Below are 18,892 nucleotides of genomic sequence, written 5' to 3' on the forward strand. Positions count from 1 at the left end.
ATCTCCCCGACCGAATCCGTCAGGGCAACGTGTTCACATGGGTCAATTCTCAGTGAAAATCTGGGGGGCTACCGGGTCACTTCTCAGCAGAAATCAACAATTTATATGTTTTAAATTTTTTTCTTGCGTTTGATCGATGGCAGTTCCATCTCTTTTTCATCCAACGTTCAGAGCCAAATCTGGTATCCGAACGACGGGTCGAACGGCGGCGAAGAAGCCGTTCGCAGATCAGTTCATCCTGATCTCACGTGAGCGACCCAGAGGGTCCTGCTTACGCATCAACGGAGAGACCGCGGTGTCCAGCACCGCATGAAAGTTTCGAAGGAGCCTTCCGGGCTGTCCGGCGGGCGTGGTGCATGAGGAGGACTTATTGTGCCGAATGCGAAGACCGAGGCGAAGAGCCTAACCCTGCCGGAAGAGCTTCGGCTGAAGATCACATACCGCAAGGTGGAGGATCTCAAACCCTATGCGGGGAATGCCCGGACCCACTCCGACAAACAGATAGACCAGATCGCAGCATCGATCCGGCAGTTCAGCTTCGTGAACCCGGTTCTGATCGATGACGCTGGCGGCATCGTCGCCGGACACGGCCGCGTCGCCGCGGCGCGCAAGCTCGGATACGATGAAGTTCCTGTCATCGAACTGGCACATCTCAGCGAGGCCGAACGGCGGGCCTACGTCATCGCCGACAATCGCCTCGCCGAACTGGCGGGCTGGGATCGCGAAATCCTTGCGATCGAGTTTCAGGCCCTCTCGGAGATGGATCTCGAGTTCGATCTAGAGATTACCGGCTTCGAGACGGCCGAGATCGACCTGCTGCTGGATGACGACGATGCTGGAGATCGCGATCCCGCCGATGTTGTCCCCGAGCCCATCGCAGGTCCTGCAATCACTCGGCCTGGCGATATCTGGCAGCTTGGACGCCACAAGCTGATCTGCGGCGATGCGCTGGATCCTGAAACCTATCGTCTGCTTATGGGTGACGATCGCGCACGCGCTGTCTTCACCGATCCGCCCTACAACGTAAAGATCGACGGCCATGTCTGCGGCTCCGGCAAGGTGAAACACCGCGAATTCGCCATGGCGACTGGCGAGATGGATAAAGCCGGCTTCACCAGCTTCCTGCGCGACGCCCTTTCCGCCATGGTCGAGGTCAGCCTCGATGGCGCAATCCACTTCGTCTGCATGGACTGGCGCCACATGGATGAACTCAGCGCGGCGGGTGACGAGGTCTATTCCGAGTTCAAGAACCTGGTGGTCTGGGCCAAGACCAATGGCGGCATGGGCACCTTCTACCGCTCGCGTCACGAGCTGATCTTCGTCTACAAGGTCGGCACCGCGAAGCACCTGAATACCTTCGGCCTTGGCGAAACTGGTCGCTATCGGACGAATGTCTGGGACTATCCCGGCGTCAACAGCTTCGGCGGCAACCAGGAAGACCTAGCGCTTCATCCGACCGTGAAGCCTGTCGCGCTGGTGGCGGATGCCATCCGCGACGTGACCCGCCGCGGCGACATCGTGCTCGACGGTTTCGGCGGTTCGGGCACAACATTGATCGCGGCCGAACGCACGGGCCGTGCGGCTCGTCTGATCGAACTCGACCCGCTCTACTGCGATGTGATCTGCCGGCGCTTCGAGGCCCAGACGGGGCAGCCGGCACGGCTCCTTGGTACGGATCAGACCTTTGCCGATGTAGCTTTCGATCGCGCAGCCGATCCAGACATTACGATCGTGGAGGCTGCCGAATGAAGAAAGACCAGACCCCCAATGTAGGCTACATGATCCCGCCGCAGCACACGCGGTTCAAAAAGGGCCAGTCTGGCAATCCGCGTGGCCGCCCGCGCAAGCGGGAAGACCTGAACACCGTTCTTCATCGGGTCCTCAACCGCAAGGTCCGGACCAAGGACGACGACCAGACGATGCCGATCCGCGATGCGCTGATGTGGAAGCTCCGCGATCTGGCGTTGCAAGGCGACAAACAAGCCATCGCTCTGCAGCAACGCATCATCGAAGAAGCCGGTATCGCCGATCCCAATGCCCATTCGCCGGAAGAAAAGGCACGGCGGGTTCTCCGCAACATCAGACGGATGGAGAAAAGAGCGGCTCGAAAGGACCCTACCCATGAATGATGACAAGAAAATCGGCTACGCCCATCCACCAAGATCGACACGCTGGCAGAAAGGTCAGTCGGGCAACCCAAAGGGTCGGCCGAAAACAAAATCGGAAATCATGATGGACGCCGCACGAATCCTGACCCAGACGGTCGACGCCCGCGCGCCGGATGGACGTACGATCAGGCTGGAAGCCATCGAAGCCGCCTATCTCGCACTCTGTCGAAAAGGTCTCAAGGGGCACAAACCGTCGCTGCTCGAAGCGATCCGCATCATGATGGATGTCGGTCCGGCTGTTCAGGCAAAAAAGGAAGAGCAGAAAAACAAGCGGCAGGAAATTTTGGAACGGCTGGAGCGTATGGGCGTCCCAATCTCAGAAGATTCCAAACTGCGCAAATAGCGCCATTCCAAACTGGACTTCCGACGCGCCAAGAGCGTCACTGTTGCCACGCCCGGCAAGATCATCCCGGGCGCATCTCGGTACCAGGGCCAGCATAACGCTGGCCCGGAGAACCGAGGAGCAAACATGTCCACATCCAAATCGACACCCCCGCGCGAGACCAAGTCCGCAATCCTGCGCAGACTGCTGAGCCGCAAGGCCGGCGCGGATCTGACCACCCTGCAATCCGCCACCGGCTGGCAGCCGCATTCCGTCCGCGCCGCGTTGAGCGGTCTGAGGAAGGCCGGATACACGATCGACCGAGCGGATCCCTCTAAGCCCGGCGGCGGCGCGGTCTACCGCATCACCAGCAGCCCGGAGAGCACAACATGAAGCTCTCCCTCGCCGAGATCGAGACCATGGACCGGGCGGCGCTGAGCGCCGCCTGGGACGCGGTCTTTGGCACACCTGTGCCGAAACGCCTCAGCAGCCCGTTCCTGCGCCGGTTCCTGGCCTTCGAGATACAGGCCCGGGAATGTTGCGGATTGCCCAAGGGCTTTGTCGCTAAGCTGCAGAAGGCGGTCGGCGACGGCCGGGGCACCAGCAGCCCTGCGCTGAAGCCCGGCGGCCGCCTGATCCGGGAATGGAATGGCGTGACCCATGTGGTCGATGTCATCGACGGTGGCTTCGTCTGGAATGGTCAGCGTTATGCGTCGCTGTCGCCGATCGCCCGGGCCATCACCGGGGCCCGGTGGTCCGGGCCGCGGTTCTTCGGCCTGAAGAAGGTGCCCTGACCATGAACAAACCGCGGATCCGCTGTGCCATCTACACCCGCAAATCCTCTGACGAAGGACTCGACCAAGACTTCAACTCGCTCGACGCGCAAGCAGAGGCATGCGCCGCCTACATCGCCAGCCAGCGGCACGAGGGCTGGGTTGCGGGCAAAACCCGCTACGATGACGGCGGCATTTCTGGCGGAACGCTTGACCGACCCGCTTTGCAGCGTCTTCTCGCCGACATCGACGCGGGGCACGTGCAGATGGTGGTGGTCTACAAGATCGACCGCCTCACCCGCTCGCTGGCCGACTTCGCCAAGCTAGTCGAGCGCTTCGATGCGGCCGGGTGTTCCTTCGTCTCGGTGACCCAGGCCTTCAACACCGCGTCTTCCATGGGACGGCTGACCCTGAACGTGCTCTTGTCCTTTGCCCAGTTCGAGCGCGAGGTCACGGCCGAACGGATCAGGGACAAGATCGCCGCCTCAAAGAAAAAGGGGCTCTGGATGGGTGGCGTGCCGCCGCTCGGGTACGATCCCCATCCGGATCCGAAGACCCGCGGTCTCGTCATCAACGCAGTTGAGGCAGAGACCGTTCGGACGATCTTCGCGCTTTACGACGACCTCGGCTGCCTGAACGCCGTCATGCGCCGGGCCAATGATCTGGGCCTGCGCTCCAAGCTGCACCGTTTCCGCTCCGGGCGGGTCCAGGGTGGCAATCCGTTGTCGCGCGGCCAGATCTATGCGCTCCTGCGCAACCCGATCTACATCGGCAGGATCCGACACAAGACCCGGGTCTGGGATGGGCAGCATGAGCCGATTGTCTGCGATGCGGTTTGGGACCGGGTCCAGGAAAAGCTACAGGCCGCCAGTGCACGACCGCGGGGTCGGAAAACTGCTGCTCGACAGCTCGGCGCCATGCCTGATGCCCCGCTCACCGGGAAACTGCGTGATGGGACCGGAGATCGACTCACCCCGACGCACACCCGACGTCATGGACGGCAAATCCGGTATTATGTCTCGAACCGGTTGATCTCCGGCGGAACGGATCCCGCTGGATGGCGACTGCCCGCAGCCGCGCTGGAGCAGGCGGTGGCGGACACCGTTGCCAGCCACCTCGTCTCCCTCGCCAGCGACCACCGGATCTGTGCAGAAACGGACCTACAGCGGGGCAACGCCGTCAGGGACAGGGTGCGCCACCTCGCCGATCGGCTGACAAGCGGCACGCCTGGTCTCCTCGACGCGCTTTTGGCCGAGGGGTGCATCGGAAAGAACCGCATCGTCCTGAGGCTGCAGGCCCAGGCGCTCGCCGAAGCACTCGATCTCCATCCGAACGCGATCAATCCGTCAGCCCTCTCGATCGAGGCCCCCTTCGCCCTTCGGCGTCGGGGCGTGGAAGGCAAGATCGTCGTCGGGGAGCGCGCGCCACAGCCCGATCGCACGCTGCTGCGCGCCCTCTCGCAGGCCCATGCATGGGTGGCCGACTTGCGCAACGGCAGGCCCCTTTGTGAGATCGCCACGGCGACGGGTCATGCAGAATCCTATATTCGCACCCGATCGCAGCTGGCGTTCCTGTCGCCCGCGATCCAGAGCGCAATCCTCGACGGGCGCCAGCCGACGAACCTGACCCTCGAACGGATCATCCGAAAACCAGTGCCATTGGACTGGGATGCCCAGGCCCGATTGTACGGCTTCGCAAGCGGTCAGTGACTTCCCAGATCTGGACGTGGCGTTCCCTGTTCCCGCGGAACACTTCCCTGATAATCGCGAAAAAATCCCTGTTAATTTGCGTAGGGAATTTTTGTGCAAGGTACTGATAATACGAGGCGATTTATGGCGCAAAATCACCAAAATGCCCCAAATTCGAAGAATTTCCCTGTATTTTCCCTGTTAGCAGGGAATTTTGGCCCTAACCGAAGCGCGTGATGGTGCCTACGGAGACACTACGCAGAAATCGCGCCAGCTCACGGGATTACGGTCGTCTCTCTGGCAGATGGCATAGTCCAAGCGCCCGGGAAAACGGGAGAAAACAGGGAAAGAAAGACTGTGCTGACAGAGATCGGGGTGGGTGGCGGAGACGAAGGGATTCGAACCCTCGAGACGGTTTCCCGCCTACTCCCTTAGCAGGGGAGCGCCTTCGACCACTCGGCCACGTCTCCGGCGACGGGTATATCCTTGCACTCAACGGAAACACAAGGCCGATTGTGGTTGGCCGGCAATTTTTTCGGTTCGTGTGATACGCCGTTGAAATCCTGCGGAAAAGCACTCCAGCAGGGCGCGCTTCTCGCTTTTTTGTCGACCACTGGGAAACTCACCGCTTCAAAGTGCCACCGTTTCCGCAAAATGGATTCGTCCATTCCTCCTGCGAGCAAGGGCGACATACCTCGGCTGAAACGGTTTCCGGCTGGGAACGCCGCGCAGCGCGGGTTGCAAAATGTGGCAAAATCTAGGCATAATTGCGGCAATTGTATGTCGAAAGTGTGCAAAGCAAGCACCGCTGGACCGGAATAGTACCGGGGCGTCAGGCCAAGATGAAACCTCTATGAGCCATTTGGAACTCCAGATGGGAGATTGTTGGTGTGTCTTGGTGCCAAGTATTGAAGGTTTTCATTTTCTTTGGGGTTTTTGCACAAGCTGCCGAGGACGTTCAGGCTGCGATCGGCGAGGTCGTGGGGGTCCAGCAGGGCGCCAAGCTCACATCCGGAGGCAAGACCCAGGTCGTGCGTCTGGGGATGGAGGTGAATTCCGGCGATGCGATCACGACGGATGCCAGCGGCGTGGTGCAGGTCATATTTTCCGACGAAACCAAGATTGCCGTAGGACCGAATGCCCGCATGGTTCTGGATGTATCGATGATGCGCGGCAACCAGACCGCCAAGAATTTCGCGGTCAAGGCGCTTGGTGGGAGTTTCCGTTTCATCTCTGGTAAAAGCAGGCGGCCTGTTTACAAGATTCAGACACCGACGGCGACAATGGGTGTGCGCGGAACAGTCTTTGATCTTTGGGTTCTTGATCAGAGGCAAAGTTCGATGGTCATCCTTGAGGGGTCGGTTCGCATGTGCAGCTCCAGGGGATTTTGTTCCTTGGTGCGTGGCCAATGCAAAATGGCCGCGACCTCTCCGAACGGTCGTGTAGGTCGGCCTGCGGACCACCTGCAAGCCGCAAGGGCGCTGCGCAGCGGGTTCCCGTTCCTCATGTCCCAGAGCGCTTTGACCGATCCCTTTCGGGTCGAGGTGGGTGGTTGTTCGAACCTGACTGAACCGCCCTCGCAGTTCGAGACTGTCATTCAACAACCGGTTCCCAAGATTGCGGTGCCGAAACCTCAAGCTTTGCCGATTGCAACCCCTCCGGCGCCGCAACCGCCTGCACCGCAACCGCCTGCGCGGGAACCGCCGGCGCCTGAACCACCAGCCCAACAACCTCCTGAGCCGGAACCGCCCGCGGTTCAGCCGCCCGTTGTCACGCCTCCGGCCGCGCTTGGGTTCCCGGGGCAAAGCCGTGGGGCATCCGGAAGAAATCAAGGGCGTGGCAACGAGATCAGTGAAGGCCAGCATGGGACAGGCACCGGAAAGGGGCGGGGCGCTGAAAACCGCGGTGGCAATGCTTCGGGGCGGGCGGCGACCACCGGGACAGGTATGGCTTCCGGTGGAGCCGTGGCCGTAGGTGGTGGGTCTGCCCCGGGCAACAGCGCGTCGACCGTTGGGCGGGAAAACAGTGCTTCGGTCGCCGGACGAGGCGGCAGCGCGTCAGCCGCTGGACGGGGCAACAGCGCCTCGGCCGTCGGGCGAGGCAACAGCGCGTCAGCCGCCGGACGGGGCAAGAGCGCTTCGGCCGCCGGTCGGGGCAACAGCGGTAATGCAGCCGGTCGGGGCAACGGTGGCGGTGCTGCCGCGGCGCGCGGAGGCCCGGACAACTGATGCTGATCCTGCTGGGGTTTCGGTGACATGTTTTGGTTGTCTGGAAAAAGAAACCGAAAGCTGGTGTTCCGTATCACGGGACTTGTTCTGATCCTCATGGGGTGCGTCTTGAGGGTAGTGGACCCCTATCCGGTCGAGGCGTCCCGGCTGATCTATTTCGACTATCTTCAGCGGTTGGCGCCCAGAGACTTCGATCCGGACCTGCCCGTACGTGTTGTCGATGTGGACGAGGCCTCGTTGTCGCAATTGGGACAATGGCCTTGGCCACGCACGACATTGGCTCGGATGGTCGACCGCCTGGGGGAATATGGTGCAGCGGCCATCGCCTTTGACATGATGTTCGCCGAGCCCGATCGCTATTCGCCGGCGCGACTGGCCAGCGATCCCCTGTTCGCGGCCGTCCTGCGCGACGACACCGACCTCGGCAGTTTGGACAATGACGTAAGATTCGGCCAGGCGATCGCACGGTTGCCGGTGGTCATGGGTGTAGCTGCGCGCCTGGGCGGTCCATCCCCGAGCCAACTGCAGCCGCGGGCCGGAATCATAGAAATCGGAGAAAATCCCGCAGCGGGATTGGTTCAGGTGCCGGACTGGACACCGCTGGCGCCGCCGCTGGGGGATGTTGCGGCCGGGATCGGCGGCGTCAACGTTTCGCCCTTGGGCGGACTGGGCGTGGTGCGGACGGTTCCTTTGTTGTGGGCCAGCCCCAGCGGCATCGTTCCGGCCCTCAGCATCGAGGCACTCAGGGTGGCAATGGGGGAAACCAACATCTTTGCCGAAGGTGCGATGGACGAGCCCGGGATAATGCTGTCGCTCGGCTTGGGAGGGTTCCAGGTGCCGACGACCGAGCGCGGCGAGATCTGGGTCAGATATCGGCGGGACGACCCGGGGCTCTACCTGTCTGCGGCTGATGTTCTCAGCGACACTTTCGATCCCGCCCTTCAGGCCGAGATCAGCGGCAGGATCATTCTGGTGGGCACCTCGGCGGCAGGTCTGCTCGACATTCGCGAAACACCCCTTGGCGAATCCGTGCCCGGCGTTTCGATCCACGCGCAGATCATCGAGCAGACCGTGCTTGGAGAGGTTCTGCAGCGATCCGACATCACGGCCGCGTTGGAATTGATCTGCTTCGTGTCTCTGGGCTTGATCGTAACCACCGTCATGTCGGGAGCCGGGGCGATTCCCTCATTCTTCGCGGGGGGCGCTGCCGCGGCTTCGGTCGTCGGAATCAGCTGGCTGTTTTTCGAACATTCTTCGGTGTTGTTCGACGTCACCTTCCCTCTGGCGGGAGGGATGGCGAATTTTAGTGTCCTCGCGGGATTCCTGTTCGTGTCTACAGAGCGGGAAAAACGGGCCATCCGCCGGACATTCTCGCATTACGTGGCGCCGGAAATTCTGGATGAAATGGAAGCCAGTGGCCATGAGCTGGAACTGGGTGGAGAGACGCAGGACATAACGGTGATGTTTTCCGACATCCGTGGTTTCACGCCACTCACCGAAACGATGTCTGCCACCGAACTTGTCAAGTTGCTGAACAGGTTGTTCTCGCGCATCGGCGACCAGATTCTGGCCGAGAGGGGGACGATCGACAAATTCATTGGCGATGCGGTGATGGCGTTCTGGAACGCGCCTTTGCCCCTTGAGGACCATCCTCTGCGGGCGGCCCGGGCGGCCCTGCGGATGCGCGAGGCGCTTGCCGCCTTCAATTCTTCTCCCAGAATGAGGGGGCGATCGCCCATTGCACTTGCGACCGGCTGCGCGTCTGGCCGGGCCTGCGTGGGAAATATCGGGTCACGAAAGCGTTTCAACTATACCGCCGTCGGTGATGTCGTGAACGTGGCGGCGCGGATCGAGCATGTCTGCCGTCATGTGGAATACGATATTCTGGTATCGGAAGCCGTATTCGAGGCCACAAAGGGCATGCTCGCCATGCTCGAGGCGGGTATTGTTCCGCTGAAGGGAAAATCCCGGTCCGAGGCGATCTACATCGTCGTGGGTGACGAGGGCGTCGCGGGCTCTGCCGCGTTTGCGGAACTGGCCGAAAATCATGCAAAATTGATCAAGATGCTACGCGAGGGCGCGCCGCCGTCCGAAATCGAGTCCCTGGTGGAACGCTGTGCTCTTCTTGGATGCGAAATCGAGCCGGGGTTGGGGCGGTTTTACGCCATTCTGCCGGAAAGGAGCGTGGATTTTCGGCCCGATGCGCAGACCGATGAGATCGCATTCCGGCATTTTCAGATTTCGCGCTCTGCCGGGGCCTGAAGCCACACGACATTTTCGACAGACCGATCCCGGTATTTTCCTGCTGGTGAGATGCTCCTGCCCGGGTGGATGCGGGGGCCGCCCCCCTCACGCAAGAACACCAGATACCGCAGTTTCCCGCGACGGCACATCTGGCGCTTGCAAGCCGGCCCCCGCTCCACCACAGGGTGACCTTAACGTCATTCAAACTGGTGCCGTGGTCTGTGAAGCAGTTCACAGAAGCCCGAAAAAAGGCCTTCCGATCAACGCCAGTCGAAGAAGTTCTCGCCGGCCTGCGCCAGCAGTTTGGCGGCCATCGCGCGGCCCATCTCGGCGCCATCCTCGATCGTTCCGGTCACGTCGTCGGCGATGACTTCCGAGCCGTCAGGGCGCAGCACTTCGCCGCGCAGCCTCAGCGAGCCGCTGTCAAGTTCGGCCAATCCGGCGATCGGGGTTTCGCAGGACCCGTCCAGTGCCGCCAGAAACGCCCGTTCCGCCGCCAGCCGCTGGCCGGTTTCGGTATCGTGTATCGCCGACAGCATCTCGGCCGCGCGGGTGTCGTCGGTGCGGCGTTCGATGCCGATGGCGCCCTGGGCGACCGCCGGTAGCATGTCGTCCACGGGAATCGGGGTTGCCGGAACATCCTGCATGTCCAGCCGGTTGAGGCCGGCCATGGCGAGGAATGTGCATTCAGCCACGCCTTCGCCCAGTTTCTTGAGCCGGGTCTGAACGTTGCCGCGAAACTCCACGACCTTCAGATCCGGCCGACGGTTGAGCAGTTGCGCCCGCCGGCGCAATGAAGAGGTTCCGACGACCGCGCCTTCCTGCAGATCCGCCAGGGAGGATTTGGAGGGCGACACGAAGGCGTCGCGCACGTCTTCGCGCGGCAGGTAGGTGTCCAGGATCAGGCCGTCGGGCTGCAGCACCGGCATGTCCTTCATCGAGTGCACGGCGATGTCGATGCGGCCTGCCAGCAGGTCTTCCTCGATCTCCTTGGTGAACAGCCCTTTGCCGCCGATCTCTTTCAGCGGCTTGTCGGCGTCGATCAGCGAGCGGTTGTCGCCGGTGGTCTTGATGACGACGATCTCGAACGCCTCGGCGGGCAGGTCGAAAGCCGCGCTCAGGCGGCGGCGGGTCTCATAGGCTTGGGCCAGCGCCAGCGGCGAACCACGGGTGCCGATTTTGAGCGGCGAAGCGGGGGAGGGAAGCGGTGCAGTCATGGGGCAAGCTTTAGTCGCGTCACATCGCCCTGACAATGGGGGCAGATCTTGACAAATTGCCGCCGAAGGACGAGCGGTGGCCCAAACAGGAATTTTGGGGGCAAGCATGGCCGGAACGAAGAAACTGCTGCGGGCACTGGCGGGCGAGGTGCAGGAGGTGCCGCCGATCTGGATGATGCGGCAGGCGGGGCGTTACCTGCCCGAGTATCGTGCGACCCGCGAACAGGCCGGCGATTTCCTGTCGCTTTGCTATACGCCCGAACTGGCCGCCGAGGTCACGCTGCAGCCGATTCGGCGTTACGGGTTCGACGCGGCCATCCTTTTTGCCGACATCCTGCTGGTGCCGCAGGCGTTGGGCGCGGATTTGTGGTTCGTGACCGGCGAGGGGCCCCGCCTGTCCACCATAACCCGTCAGGAAGAGTTCGATGCCCTCAGGCCGGTTTCGGATATCCACGAGACTTTGGCGCCGGTCTATGAGACCGTGCGCATCCTGTCGCGGGAATTGCCGTCCGAGACGGCCTTGATCGGATTTGCCGGTGCGCCGTGGACCGTGGCCACCTACATGATCGCCGGGCGGGGGACCCCGGATCAGGGGCCGGCGCATGCGCTGCGCGAGGAAAACACCGCGTTGTTCGAGGCGCTTATCGACCGGATCACCGAGGCGACGATCGAATATCTGTCGGCGCAGATCGAGGCCGGGGCCGAAGTCGTCAAGATTTTCGACAGCTGGGCCGGGTCTCTGAAGGGCGAGGCCTTCACGAAATATGCGGTGGAGCCCTGTCGGATCATCACCCAGGCGCTGAAGGAGCGTCACCCCCGCATTCCGGTGATCGGCTTCCCGCGCGAGGCGGGCGAGGGATATATCGGTTTCGCCAAGGCGACCGGCGTCGATTGTGTGGCGCTGGACAATTCGGTGTCCCCGGAATGGGCGGCCGAGCATGTGCAGGTGGATGGCTGTGTTCAGGGCAATCTCGCCGCGTCACACATGGTGACCGGTGGTCAGGCGCTGATCGACGAGACACGGCGGATCGTCAAGGCGTTCTCGAAGGGGCCGCATATTTTCAACCTTGGCCACGGGATCACGCCGGATGCCGATCCGGAGAACGTGCAACTGATGATCGATACGGTGCGCGGCAGGTGAGCGTGGTGGAGGGGGCCTGCCCCCTCTTGGCCTGCGGCCAATTCACCCCCGGGATATTTGGGGCCAGATGAAGGGGCGGGTCAGGATTTCTGGTCGCCCCTGATCTCTTGCAGGATCTCCTGGGTGTTCTCGCCGCGTGCCGGGCTGGGTTTGGGCTGCCATTGGGCGGTTGAAAAGCGGGGAGCACCGGCGGCCTGCAAGGTGCCGTCGATTTCCCGCCAGGTCTGGCGGGCGTCGTTCATTTCATGCGTTTTCGCTTCTTCGGGGCTGAGAACCGGGGCGACGCAGGCATCCGTGCCGAGGAAGACCCTGGTCCAGTGATCGCGAGGTTGCTCGGCGAAGATGGCTGCAAGCCTTTGGGTTAACTCGGGCCAGAGCTTGGGGTTGAACTGTTGCTGGAATTCCGGGTCGCCGGACAGGCTCAGCTTTTCGAGGAAGATGGCGTAGAATTTCGGCTCGAGGCATTGCACCGTCACGAAGCCGCCGTCGGCGCAGGCGTAGGTGCGGCTCCAATGGGGGCCGTCCAGCAGGCTGCGCCCGCGTGTTTCCAAGAGATTGCCGGTCTGGCGCAGGCTCATCAGCAGGTTCATCATGTGGGCCGAACCGTCGTAGATGGCGGCGTCGACCACGGTGCCCTGTCCGGTTGAGTGCGCGTTGATGATGCCTGCGAGTATACCGGTCACCAGATACATGGCGCCGCCGCCGATATCGCCGACCAGTGTTGCGGGTGTCTGGGGCGCATCGCCGGGGGCTGAGCCGTACCAGAGCGCACCGGAAAGCGAGATGTAGTTCAGGTCGTGCCCCGCCGCGTGCGCCAATGGCCCGGTCTGCCCCCAGCCGGTCATGCGGCCATAGACCAGTTTCGGGTTCAGCGCGTGGCAGGTCTCGGGGCCGAGGCCCAGCTTTTCCATCACGCCGGGGCGGAAGCCCTCGATCAGCCCATCGGCGGTTGCGATCAGCTGTTTGACGGTCTCCAGATCTTGCGGATCCTTCAGGTCGAGCGCGATCGAGCGTTTTCCCCGGTCAAGCAGCGAGCGTTCCGGCATGCCGGGGGTCACGGCGCCGCCCTTGCGGTGCACGGTGATCACGTCGGCACCCAGATCCGCCAAAAGCATGGCCGCGAAGGGGCCGGGCCCCAGCCCCTCGATTTCGATGATGCGGATGCCGTGCAGCATGTCAGCTCCTCCCTTTGGCGGGAAGCTTCCGTTTGGCGGGGCGGATTGCAAGACATCTGTTGTGCGACGTGACGTCCTTGGGGCGTGGTCTATGCGGGAAGGTGGGCTCATGCTTTCCTGTTGGCAAAACAGGGAGGAAGCCATGTCAGCTGTTGCCTATGAACAGGATGGCCGGGTCGCGCGGATCACGCTGAACCGGCCCGAGGTGATGAATGCGATCAACGACGAGTTGCCGGTCGAATTGGCCGGAGCGGTCGAGCGGGCCGACGCGGACCCGGGTGTTCATGTGATGGTGCTGGCGGGAAACGGGCCGGCTTTCTGCGCGGGATATGACCTGACTTATTATGCCGAGGGCAATGGCTCGGGCGAGGTGACGCAGCCGATGCCGTGGGACCCGATCAAGGACTACAGCTTCATGTGGCGCAACACGCAGCATTTCATGTCGCTGTGGCGGGCGATGAAGCCGGTGATCTGCAAGGTGCATGGGTTCGCGGTTGCAGGCGGTTCCGACATCGCGCTGTGCGCCGATCTGACGATCATGGCCGAGGATGCACAGATCGGCTATATGCCTGCCCGGGTCTGGGGCTGCCCCACGACGGCGATGTGGGTCTATCGTCTTGGTGCTGAGAAGGCCAAGCGGATGTTGTTCACTGGCGACAAGATCTCCGGCCGCGAGGCGGCGGAGATGGGGTTGGTTCTGAAGGCCGTGCCGGCGGACCGGCTGGACGACGCGGTGGAGGAGATGGCGGCGCGCATGGCCTCGGTGCCGATCAACCAGCTGGCCATGCAGAAGATGGTGATCAACCAGGCCATCGAGCAGACCGGTTTGATGCAGACCCAGCGGCTGGCCACGATTTTCGACGGCATCACGCGCCATTCGCCCGAGGGGGTCAACTTCAAGACCCGAGCCGAGCAGGTCGGGTGGAAGCAGGCCGTATCGGAGCGCGACCAGGGAACTTGGGACTGGACTGCGAATGAAGAGCTGCCGAAACGCAACCGTTAGCCCGCTTGCCATGGCAGGGCCGGGCGCTTAGCGTTCTTCGGTACGGGTTTTGAGGCGAGGGCGATGCGGGTCTGGATCGTCATTTTTGTTTGTGTGGTTCTGGCTGTTCTGGCGATGGTTTTGTCGCGGCTCAACCCTCCGGGCAGTCTTACCCTCGCTGCCGGACCCAAGGGCGGTGCCTACGCCGCCATGGCGGAGCGGTATGCGGAGATATTGGCTCGGGATGGGATCCAACTGGAGATCATCGAAACGGCCGGGTCTGTCGAAAACGCGCAACTGCTTGGGGACGGCAAGGTGGATGCCGCCTTCGTGCAGGGCGGTATCGTCGTTCCCCCTGCCGAAGTCGAAGCCATCGGCACGCTGTTTTTCGAGCCGATGATCTTCATTACCCGAACCGGCGCCGACATCCCTCGCAACCCCGCTCTGTGGCGGGGCCTGCGAATCAACAGCGGCGCACAAGGGTCCGGCACCGAGGCGGCATTTCGGGATTTTGAAAACGCGGTCGGGCTGACGGGCAGGGAAAACCTGCATCTTGATATCCCCTACAGCCAGGCCGTTGACGCATTGTTGGAGGACGAACTGGATATCGCTGTTTTCGTCGCTCCGGTCTTTGCCCCCTACCTGATGGAAGCCTATGAAAAACTGGGTGTAAGTGTTTTCGAGCTGGATCATGTCCAGGCGATATCCAGACGATTGCCTTATGCCAGCGTCGTGACTCTGCCTGCCGGAGGTGTCTCTCTTGACCCCGTTCTGCCGTCGGTCCCGGAGGACCTGGTCGCCCTTTCGGCCCGCATGGTGGTTCGCGCAGATTTCCACCCCGCGCTGGTCAACCGGCTGACAATGGCAGCCATCGAGCTGCACGGTTCCCGAAGCATCCTTTCCGATGCCGGAACCTTTCCGGCGGCGGACGGGGGCGGCCTGCCGGTGAACAAGACCGCCCGCCAACTGATTCAAGAAGGGCCTTCGGTCTGGCACAACTGGCTGCCTTACTGGATTGCGGCACAGGTCAACCTGTTGCTGCTGCTGTTCCTTCCTCTGGTTCTGATCGTTCTTCCGCTGCTCCGGACGTTGCCGGTTCTCTACAGGATCGTCATGCGCTGGCGTGTCTGGCAGCATTATCCCGAGATCTGGAAGATCGAGGACGAGTTGATGCGGCACCCCGATCTGGCGGATCTGGATGCCTTGCATGACCGGCTGTCGGAACTTGACGAGCATCTGGCGGCACTGCGTTTGCCCGCATCCTACCGCCAGGTGCAGTACGAGGCCCGGTTGCACCTGGAGTTCGTGCGAAAACGCATTTCGGACATGCGCGACGCGCGAGTTCCGGCAGGCGAGGCCCGAAATCCCTAATAGCGCCCCTTGATCTCGGCCCGGGCGATCTTGCGGGCCTTTTGCTGTTCACGCAGGAACACGAACAGGCCCGCGCCCATGATCATCGCCATGCCCAGCCAGACCAGCGGCGCCGGCAACTCGCCCCAGATCAGCCAGCCCCAGAACACCGCCAGCGGCAGACCGACATATTCGAACGGAGCGACGGTGGCGGCGTCGGCGACCCGGTAGGCCTGGGCCAGGCAATAACCCACCACGCCGGAATTCAGGCCGAGCCAGATGAAGTAGAACCAGTCTCCGTCCGCGGGCCAGGTCCAGGCGCGCAGCAGAAAGTTGAGGCTGGGGTTGTCCGTGCCGGCCGCAAACCGGCCGTCTCCGGCCACCACGTAGAAGCCGATCGACACGAGGATGAACATGCCCTGGATGTAGACCGCAAGGGCCGAGGCCTTGGTGGTGGCGCCCAGTTTGCGGGTCATCAGCTGGTTCAGCGCATAGGTCAGCGCCGAGAGAACCGGCAGCATCAGCACGACCCGGTCTGCGGTCATCGTTTCGCTGCCTTCCCACGGGCGCTGCATGATGATGACGCCGGCAAAGCCCAACACGACCGCGCCGATCCGCATCGGGCCGACCTTTTCCCCGAGGATCGGAATGGACAGGACGGTGATGAAGAGCGGAGCGGCAAAGAACAACGCGGTCACATCCGCCAGCGGGGCGGCCGCCAGCGCGACGAAGAAGGTCATGTTCGAGATGACGACCAGCAGGCAGCGTATCGTGTGCAGCACCGGGTGACGTGTTTTCAGCAGGGAAACGCCGCCCTCTATCTGCACCAGCATCAGGGACAGGCCAATGCCGATGGAAGAACGCAGAAAGACCATCTGGTGCAGCGGATAATCGCCCGACAGTTGCTTGATGAGCATGTCGTTGATCGAAATCGCGACCATTCCGGCCACGATGAAGGCGATGCCGGCGGCGGGCCGGTTCTGCGAGAGGTCCGTCATGTGGTGCTCCGTCGGCCAGAGGGCGGACAAAATTGCCCACGGCTCGACCCATCGCTATCACACGGCTGAAGGATGTCCATGCCCATAGTTCTTTCGTCCCGGTTGCCATTTCACCCGCTCTGGCGCAACGTCGCTTCGGAATCGTGCCACGAGTGGGAGAAGGAGGCGCGCCCATGCACATGAGCGACACGCGAGAGATTCAGGCCGAACCGGCCGCCGTTTACGCCGCACTTCTGGACCCGGAGGTGCTCAGGATCTGCGTCAGCGGAGCTCAGGAAGTGACCGGCAACCCGACCGACGGCTACCAGGCCACGGTGGTGCAGAAGGTCGGCCCGGTGAAGGCGACGTTCAAGGGAACCGTGACCATGTCCGACATGGTCGAGAATGAACGCCTGACGATCGTGGGCGAAGGCAAGGGCGGCGCGGCCGGATTCGCCAAGGGCGGCGCCAGCGTGACGCTCTCACCCAGCGAAAACGGCGGCACGCTTCTGAGCTACGATGTCGACGCCAAGGTCGGCGGCAAGCTGGCACAGTTGGGCAGCCGCCTGATAGACGGCTTTGCCAAGAAGATGGCGGATCAGTTCTTTGCCAGTCTGCAAGAGCATCTGGAAGGCCCGGCCGAGGAAGAGCCCGAGGCCGAGGCCGCTGAATCGGATGAAGAGACTGCCGAAAAGAAAAAGGGCTGGCTGGGCCGCCTGACCGGCCGGGGCTGAATTTTTCGCATTTGCACAGGCTCCTGTGCGCAATTGGCCTGTTCCGAAGTGAAGACGCGCGATAGGGTCTCCGCGAGAACGGGGAATTCGCATGACGGCCATCCTGTCCATCAAGGATCTGCGCAAATCCTATGCCGACGGTTTCGAGGCGCTCAAGGGCGTCTCGCTGGATATTCGCGAGGGCGAAATCCTCGCGCTGCTCGGCCCCAATGGTGCGGGCAAGACGACTCTGATCTCGACGATCTGCGGCATCACCACGCCGACCTCGGGCACCGTGACCGTCGGCGGCCATGACATCCAGTCCGAATACCGCGCCGCCCGGTCGATGATCGGTCTGGTGCCGCAGGAGATCGCACTGGAGCCATTTGAGAAGGTCTGGAACACGGTCCGGTTCTCGCGCGGGCTGTTCGGGCACCGCATGGACAATGCCAAGATCGAGCAGATCCTGCGCAAGCTGTCTCTGTGGGACAAGCGCAAGAACGCGATCAAGGAGTTGTCCGGGGGCATGAAGCGCCGGGTGCTGATCGCCAAGGCGCTGGCGCACGAGCCCCGCATCCTGTTTCTCGACGAGCCGACGGCCGGGGTGGATGTCGAGCTGCGCAAGGACATGTGGGAAATCGTGGAGGAACTGAAACAGAGCGGCGTGACCATCATCCTGACCACCCATTACATCGAAGAGGCCGAGGCCATCGCCGACCGCGTGGGTGTCATCAACAAGGGCGAATTGCTGCTGGTGCAGGACAAGGACAGGCTGATGGCGCAGATGGGCCAAAAGCAGATCGAGGTCATGCTGACCAAGCCGGTCACCGCTATTCCCAAGAGCCTGTCACAGCACAATCTCGAACTCGGCGAGGGTGGCGAGTCGCTTGTCTATACCTATGACACCCAGGCCGAGCGGACCGGGATCACCAAGCTGCTCAACGATGTGGCCGAGGCCGGGCTGGTGCTGCGGGACGTGCGGACGCGGCAATCGAGCCTCGAAGAGATTTTCGTGACCCTCGTTTCCGGAGACGCCACGTGAACTGGACCGCCATCGCCGCCATCTACCGTTTCGAAATGGCCCGCTTCTTCCGCACGCTGGCGCAGAGCTTCCTGTCGCCGGTCCTGTCCACATCGCTTTATTTCGTGGTGTTCGGAACCGCCATCGGCAGCCGGATCCAGGAGATCGAGGGCGTCTCTTACGGCGCGTTCATCGTGCCCGGTCTCATCATGCTGTCGGTGGTGATGCTGTCGATCTCGAACGCATCCTTCGGCATCTATTTTCCGAAATTCCTCGGCACGATCTACGAGCTGCTCTCGGCGCCGATCAACTTTTTCGAGATCGTGATCGGATATGTCGGGGCCGCCGCGACGAAAGCCTTGTTCGTCGGGCTGGTGATTCTGGGCACGGCGACCTTTTTCGTCGATATCCGCATCGAACACCCCTTCGCCATGGCGGCCTTTCTGATCCTGTCCTGCCTCAGCTTCTCGCTGCTGGGTTTCATCGTGGGCATCTGGGCCAGCAATTTCGAGCAGATGTCGCTGATTCCGCAGCTTGTGGTGACGCCGCTGATCTTTCTCGGCGGCACCTTTTATTCGGTGTCGATGCTGCTGCCGGTCTGGCAGACGATCACGCTGTTCAATCCTGTAGTCTACCTGATCTCGGGCTTCCGCTGGTCCTTTTACGGGCTGGCCGACGTTCCGATCGCCCTGAGCTTATTGGCGATCGCGGGCTTTACCGGCATCTGCCTTGCGGTCATCTGGTGGATCTTCAAGACCGGGTGGCGCATCCGCAGCTGAGGCCTTTCGCCGGGCGTGGTATTTTTACCCGTCAACTGTCACAATCGGGTCCACGCGGCGTCTCAGTTGCGGTTGGCGTCTTGTTTACCGCAAGTCGGCACTCTACATCGGCAC

17 protein-coding genes and 1 tRNA gene are annotated in these 18,892 nt (G+C 62.2%); 14 read left to right on the plus strand and 4 right to left on the minus strand.

Annotated features, from left to right (window positions below):
• Positions 1 to 372 precede the first annotated feature (372 nt).
• The 6 genes from AVO45_RS14205 to AVO45_RS14230 all read left to right on the plus strand — a co-directional run bounded on the left by AVO45_RS14205 (position 373) and on the right by AVO45_RS14230 (position 4,972).
• Positions 373 to 1,749: a site-specific DNA-methyltransferase gene (locus tag AVO45_RS14205; RefSeq protein ID WP_240482145.1), complete on the plus strand. Its 1,377-nt coding sequence runs from the start codon at positions 373 to 375 to the stop codon at positions 1,747 to 1,749.
• 29 nt (positions 1,750 to 1,778) lie between these two features.
• A complete protein-coding gene (locus AVO45_RS14210; protein ID WP_157770173.1) occupies positions 1,779 to 2,129 on the plus strand; it encodes a DUF5681 domain-containing protein in 351 nt (116 codons plus the stop codon).
• Positions 2,122 to 2,511 carry a DUF5681 domain-containing protein gene (locus AVO45_RS14215; RefSeq protein ID WP_068348114.1) on the plus strand — a complete coding sequence of 130 codons (390 nt, stop codon included), beginning with the start codon at positions 2,122 to 2,124 and terminating at the stop codon, positions 2,509 to 2,511. Before AVO45_RS14210 ends, AVO45_RS14215 begins: the two co-directional genes overlap by 8 nt.
• A 126-nt stretch (positions 2,512 to 2,637) precedes the next feature.
• Positions 2,638 to 2,883: a DUF3489 domain-containing protein gene (locus tag AVO45_RS14220; protein ID WP_068348115.1), complete on the plus strand. Its 246-nt coding sequence runs from the start codon at positions 2,638 to 2,640 to the stop codon at positions 2,881 to 2,883.
• Positions 2,880 to 3,284, plus strand: a complete 405-nt coding sequence (locus tag AVO45_RS14225) for a DUF2924 domain-containing protein (protein WP_082688813.1) — start codon at positions 2,880 to 2,882, stop codon at positions 3,282 to 3,284. The genes AVO45_RS14220 and AVO45_RS14225 overlap by 4 nt, the downstream gene beginning before the upstream one ends.
• 2 nt (positions 3,285 to 3,286) lie before the next feature.
• A complete protein-coding gene (locus AVO45_RS14230) occupies positions 3,287 to 4,972 on the plus strand; it encodes a recombinase family protein (protein WP_068348117.1) in 1,686 nt (561 codons plus the stop codon).
• A 359-nt stretch (positions 4,973 to 5,331) separates the two neighbouring features.
• On the opposite strand, the gene AVO45_RS14235 is transcribed toward AVO45_RS14230, so the two are convergent.
• Positions 5,332 to 5,421, minus strand: a tRNA-Ser gene (locus AVO45_RS14235).
• 573 nt (positions 5,422 to 5,994) lie between these two features.
• On the opposite strand from AVO45_RS14235, the gene AVO45_RS20210 reads away from it, so the two are divergent.
• Together AVO45_RS20210 and AVO45_RS14245 are read left to right on the plus strand one after the other, a co-directional pair.
• Positions 5,995 to 7,179, plus strand: coding sequence for a FecR family protein (locus AVO45_RS20210; protein ID WP_157770174.1), 1,185 nt, complete (start codon positions 5,995 to 5,997; stop codon positions 7,177 to 7,179).
• Between the two features lie 63 nt (positions 7,180 to 7,242).
• The gene (locus AVO45_RS14245) at positions 7,243 to 9,441 is read left to right on the plus strand and encodes a CHASE2 domain-containing protein (protein WP_240482147.1); all 2,199 of its coding nucleotides are present in this window, start codon (positions 7,243 to 7,245) and stop codon (positions 9,439 to 9,441) included.
• Positions 9,442 to 9,683: 242 nt separating this feature from the next.
• Here AVO45_RS14245 and hemC read toward each other — a convergent pair whose 3' ends face one another.
• Positions 9,684 to 10,640: a hydroxymethylbilane synthase gene (hemC, locus tag AVO45_RS14250; protein ID WP_068348120.1), complete on the minus strand. Its 957-nt coding sequence runs from the start codon at positions 10,638 to 10,640 to the stop codon at positions 9,684 to 9,686.
• Between the two features lie 106 nt (positions 10,641 to 10,746).
• Between hemC and hemE the strand changes: the two genes are divergently transcribed.
• The gene (gene hemE / locus AVO45_RS14255; RefSeq protein ID WP_068348121.1) at positions 10,747 to 11,781 is read left to right on the plus strand and encodes a uroporphyrinogen decarboxylase; all 1,035 of its coding nucleotides are present in this window, start codon (positions 10,747 to 10,749) and stop codon (positions 11,779 to 11,781) included.
• Positions 11,782 to 11,861: 80 nt separating this feature from the next.
• On the opposite strand, the gene AVO45_RS14260 is transcribed toward hemE, so the two are convergent.
• Complete coding sequence (locus AVO45_RS14260) at positions 11,862 to 12,956, minus strand: CaiB/BaiF CoA transferase family protein (protein ID WP_068348123.1); 1,095 nt, start codon at positions 12,954 to 12,956, stop codon at positions 11,862 to 11,864.
• 109 nt (positions 12,957 to 13,065) lie between these two features.
• Here AVO45_RS14260 and AVO45_RS14265 point away from each other — a divergent pair, with 109 nt between their 5' ends.
• Positions 13,066 to 13,959 carry a crotonase/enoyl-CoA hydratase family protein gene (locus AVO45_RS14265; RefSeq protein WP_276202408.1) on the plus strand — a complete coding sequence of 298 codons (894 nt, stop codon included), beginning with the start codon at positions 13,066 to 13,068 and terminating at the stop codon, positions 13,957 to 13,959.
• Between the two features lie 63 nt (positions 13,960 to 14,022).
• Positions 14,023 to 15,309: a TAXI family TRAP transporter solute-binding subunit gene (locus AVO45_RS14270; RefSeq protein ID WP_068348127.1), complete on the plus strand. Its 1,287-nt coding sequence runs from the start codon at positions 14,023 to 14,025 to the stop codon at positions 15,307 to 15,309.
• On the opposite strand, the gene AVO45_RS14275 is transcribed toward AVO45_RS14270, so the two are convergent.
• Positions 15,306 to 16,286, minus strand: coding sequence for a DMT family transporter (locus AVO45_RS14275; RefSeq protein WP_068348130.1), 981 nt, complete (start codon positions 16,284 to 16,286; stop codon positions 15,306 to 15,308). The genes AVO45_RS14270 and AVO45_RS14275 overlap by 4 nt on opposite strands.
• Before the next feature lie 173 nt (positions 16,287 to 16,459).
• Between AVO45_RS14275 and AVO45_RS14280 the strand changes: the two genes are divergently transcribed.
• From AVO45_RS14280 to AVO45_RS14290, 3 genes are all read left to right on the plus strand, one after another.
• Entirely contained in the window at positions 16,460 to 16,999 is a 540-nt protein-coding gene (locus AVO45_RS14280) for an SRPBCC family protein (RefSeq protein ID WP_068348131.1), read from the plus strand.
• Positions 17,000 to 17,090: 91 nt separating this feature from the next.
• Positions 17,091 to 18,020: an ABC transporter ATP-binding protein gene (locus AVO45_RS14285; protein ID WP_068348133.1), complete on the plus strand. Its 930-nt coding sequence runs from the start codon at positions 17,091 to 17,093 to the stop codon at positions 18,018 to 18,020.
• Positions 18,017 to 18,778: an ABC transporter permease gene (locus AVO45_RS14290; protein WP_068348135.1), complete on the plus strand. Its 762-nt coding sequence runs from the start codon at positions 18,017 to 18,019 to the stop codon at positions 18,776 to 18,778. The genes AVO45_RS14285 and AVO45_RS14290 overlap by 4 nt, the downstream gene beginning before the upstream one ends.
• Positions 18,779 to 18,892 lie beyond the last annotated feature (114 nt).

The organism is Ruegeria marisrubri, assembly GCF_001507595.1.
Lineage (GTDB): Bacteria > Pseudomonadota > Alphaproteobacteria > Rhodobacterales > Rhodobacteraceae > Ruegeria > Ruegeria marisrubri.

Coding starts and splice junctions, on each gene's coding strand:
- AVO45_RS14210 (WP_157770173.1), top strand. CDS start 1,779: ATGATCCCGCCGCAGCACACGCGGTTCAAAAAGGGCCAGTCTGGCAAT.
- AVO45_RS14215 (WP_068348114.1), top strand. CDS start 2,122: ATGAATGATGACAAGAAAATCGGCTACGCCCATCCACCAAGATCGACA.
- AVO45_RS14220 (WP_068348115.1), top strand. CDS start 2,638: ATGTCCACATCCAAATCGACACCCCCGCGCGAGACCAAGTCCGCAATC.
- AVO45_RS14225 (WP_082688813.1), top strand. CDS start 2,880: ATGAAGCTCTCCCTCGCCGAGATCGAGACCATGGACCGGGCGGCGCTG.
- AVO45_RS14230 (WP_068348117.1), top strand. CDS start 3,287: ATGAACAAACCGCGGATCCGCTGTGCCATCTACACCCGCAAATCCTCT.
- AVO45_RS20210 (WP_157770174.1), top strand. CDS start 5,995: ATGGAGGTGAATTCCGGCGATGCGATCACGACGGATGCCAGCGGCGTG.
- hemC (WP_068348120.1), bottom strand. CDS start 10,640: ATGACTGCACCGCTTCCCTCCCCCGCTTCGCCGCTCAAAATCGGCACC.
- hemE (WP_068348121.1), top strand. CDS start 10,747: ATGGCCGGAACGAAGAAACTGCTGCGGGCACTGGCGGGCGAGGTGCAG.
- AVO45_RS14260 (WP_068348123.1), bottom strand. CDS start 12,956: ATGCTGCACGGCATCCGCATCATCGAAATCGAGGGGCTGGGGCCCGGC.
- AVO45_RS14265 (WP_276202408.1), top strand. CDS start 13,066: ATGCTTTCCTGTTGGCAAAACAGGGAGGAAGCCATGTCAGCTGTTGCC.
- AVO45_RS14270 (WP_068348127.1), top strand. CDS start 14,023: ATGCGGGTCTGGATCGTCATTTTTGTTTGTGTGGTTCTGGCTGTTCTG.
- AVO45_RS14275 (WP_068348130.1), bottom strand. CDS start 16,286: ATGACGGACCTCTCGCAGAACCGGCCCGCCGCCGGCATCGCCTTCATC.
- AVO45_RS14280 (WP_068348131.1), top strand. CDS start 16,460: ATGCACATGAGCGACACGCGAGAGATTCAGGCCGAACCGGCCGCCGTT.
- AVO45_RS14285 (WP_068348133.1), top strand. CDS start 17,091: ATGACGGCCATCCTGTCCATCAAGGATCTGCGCAAATCCTATGCCGAC.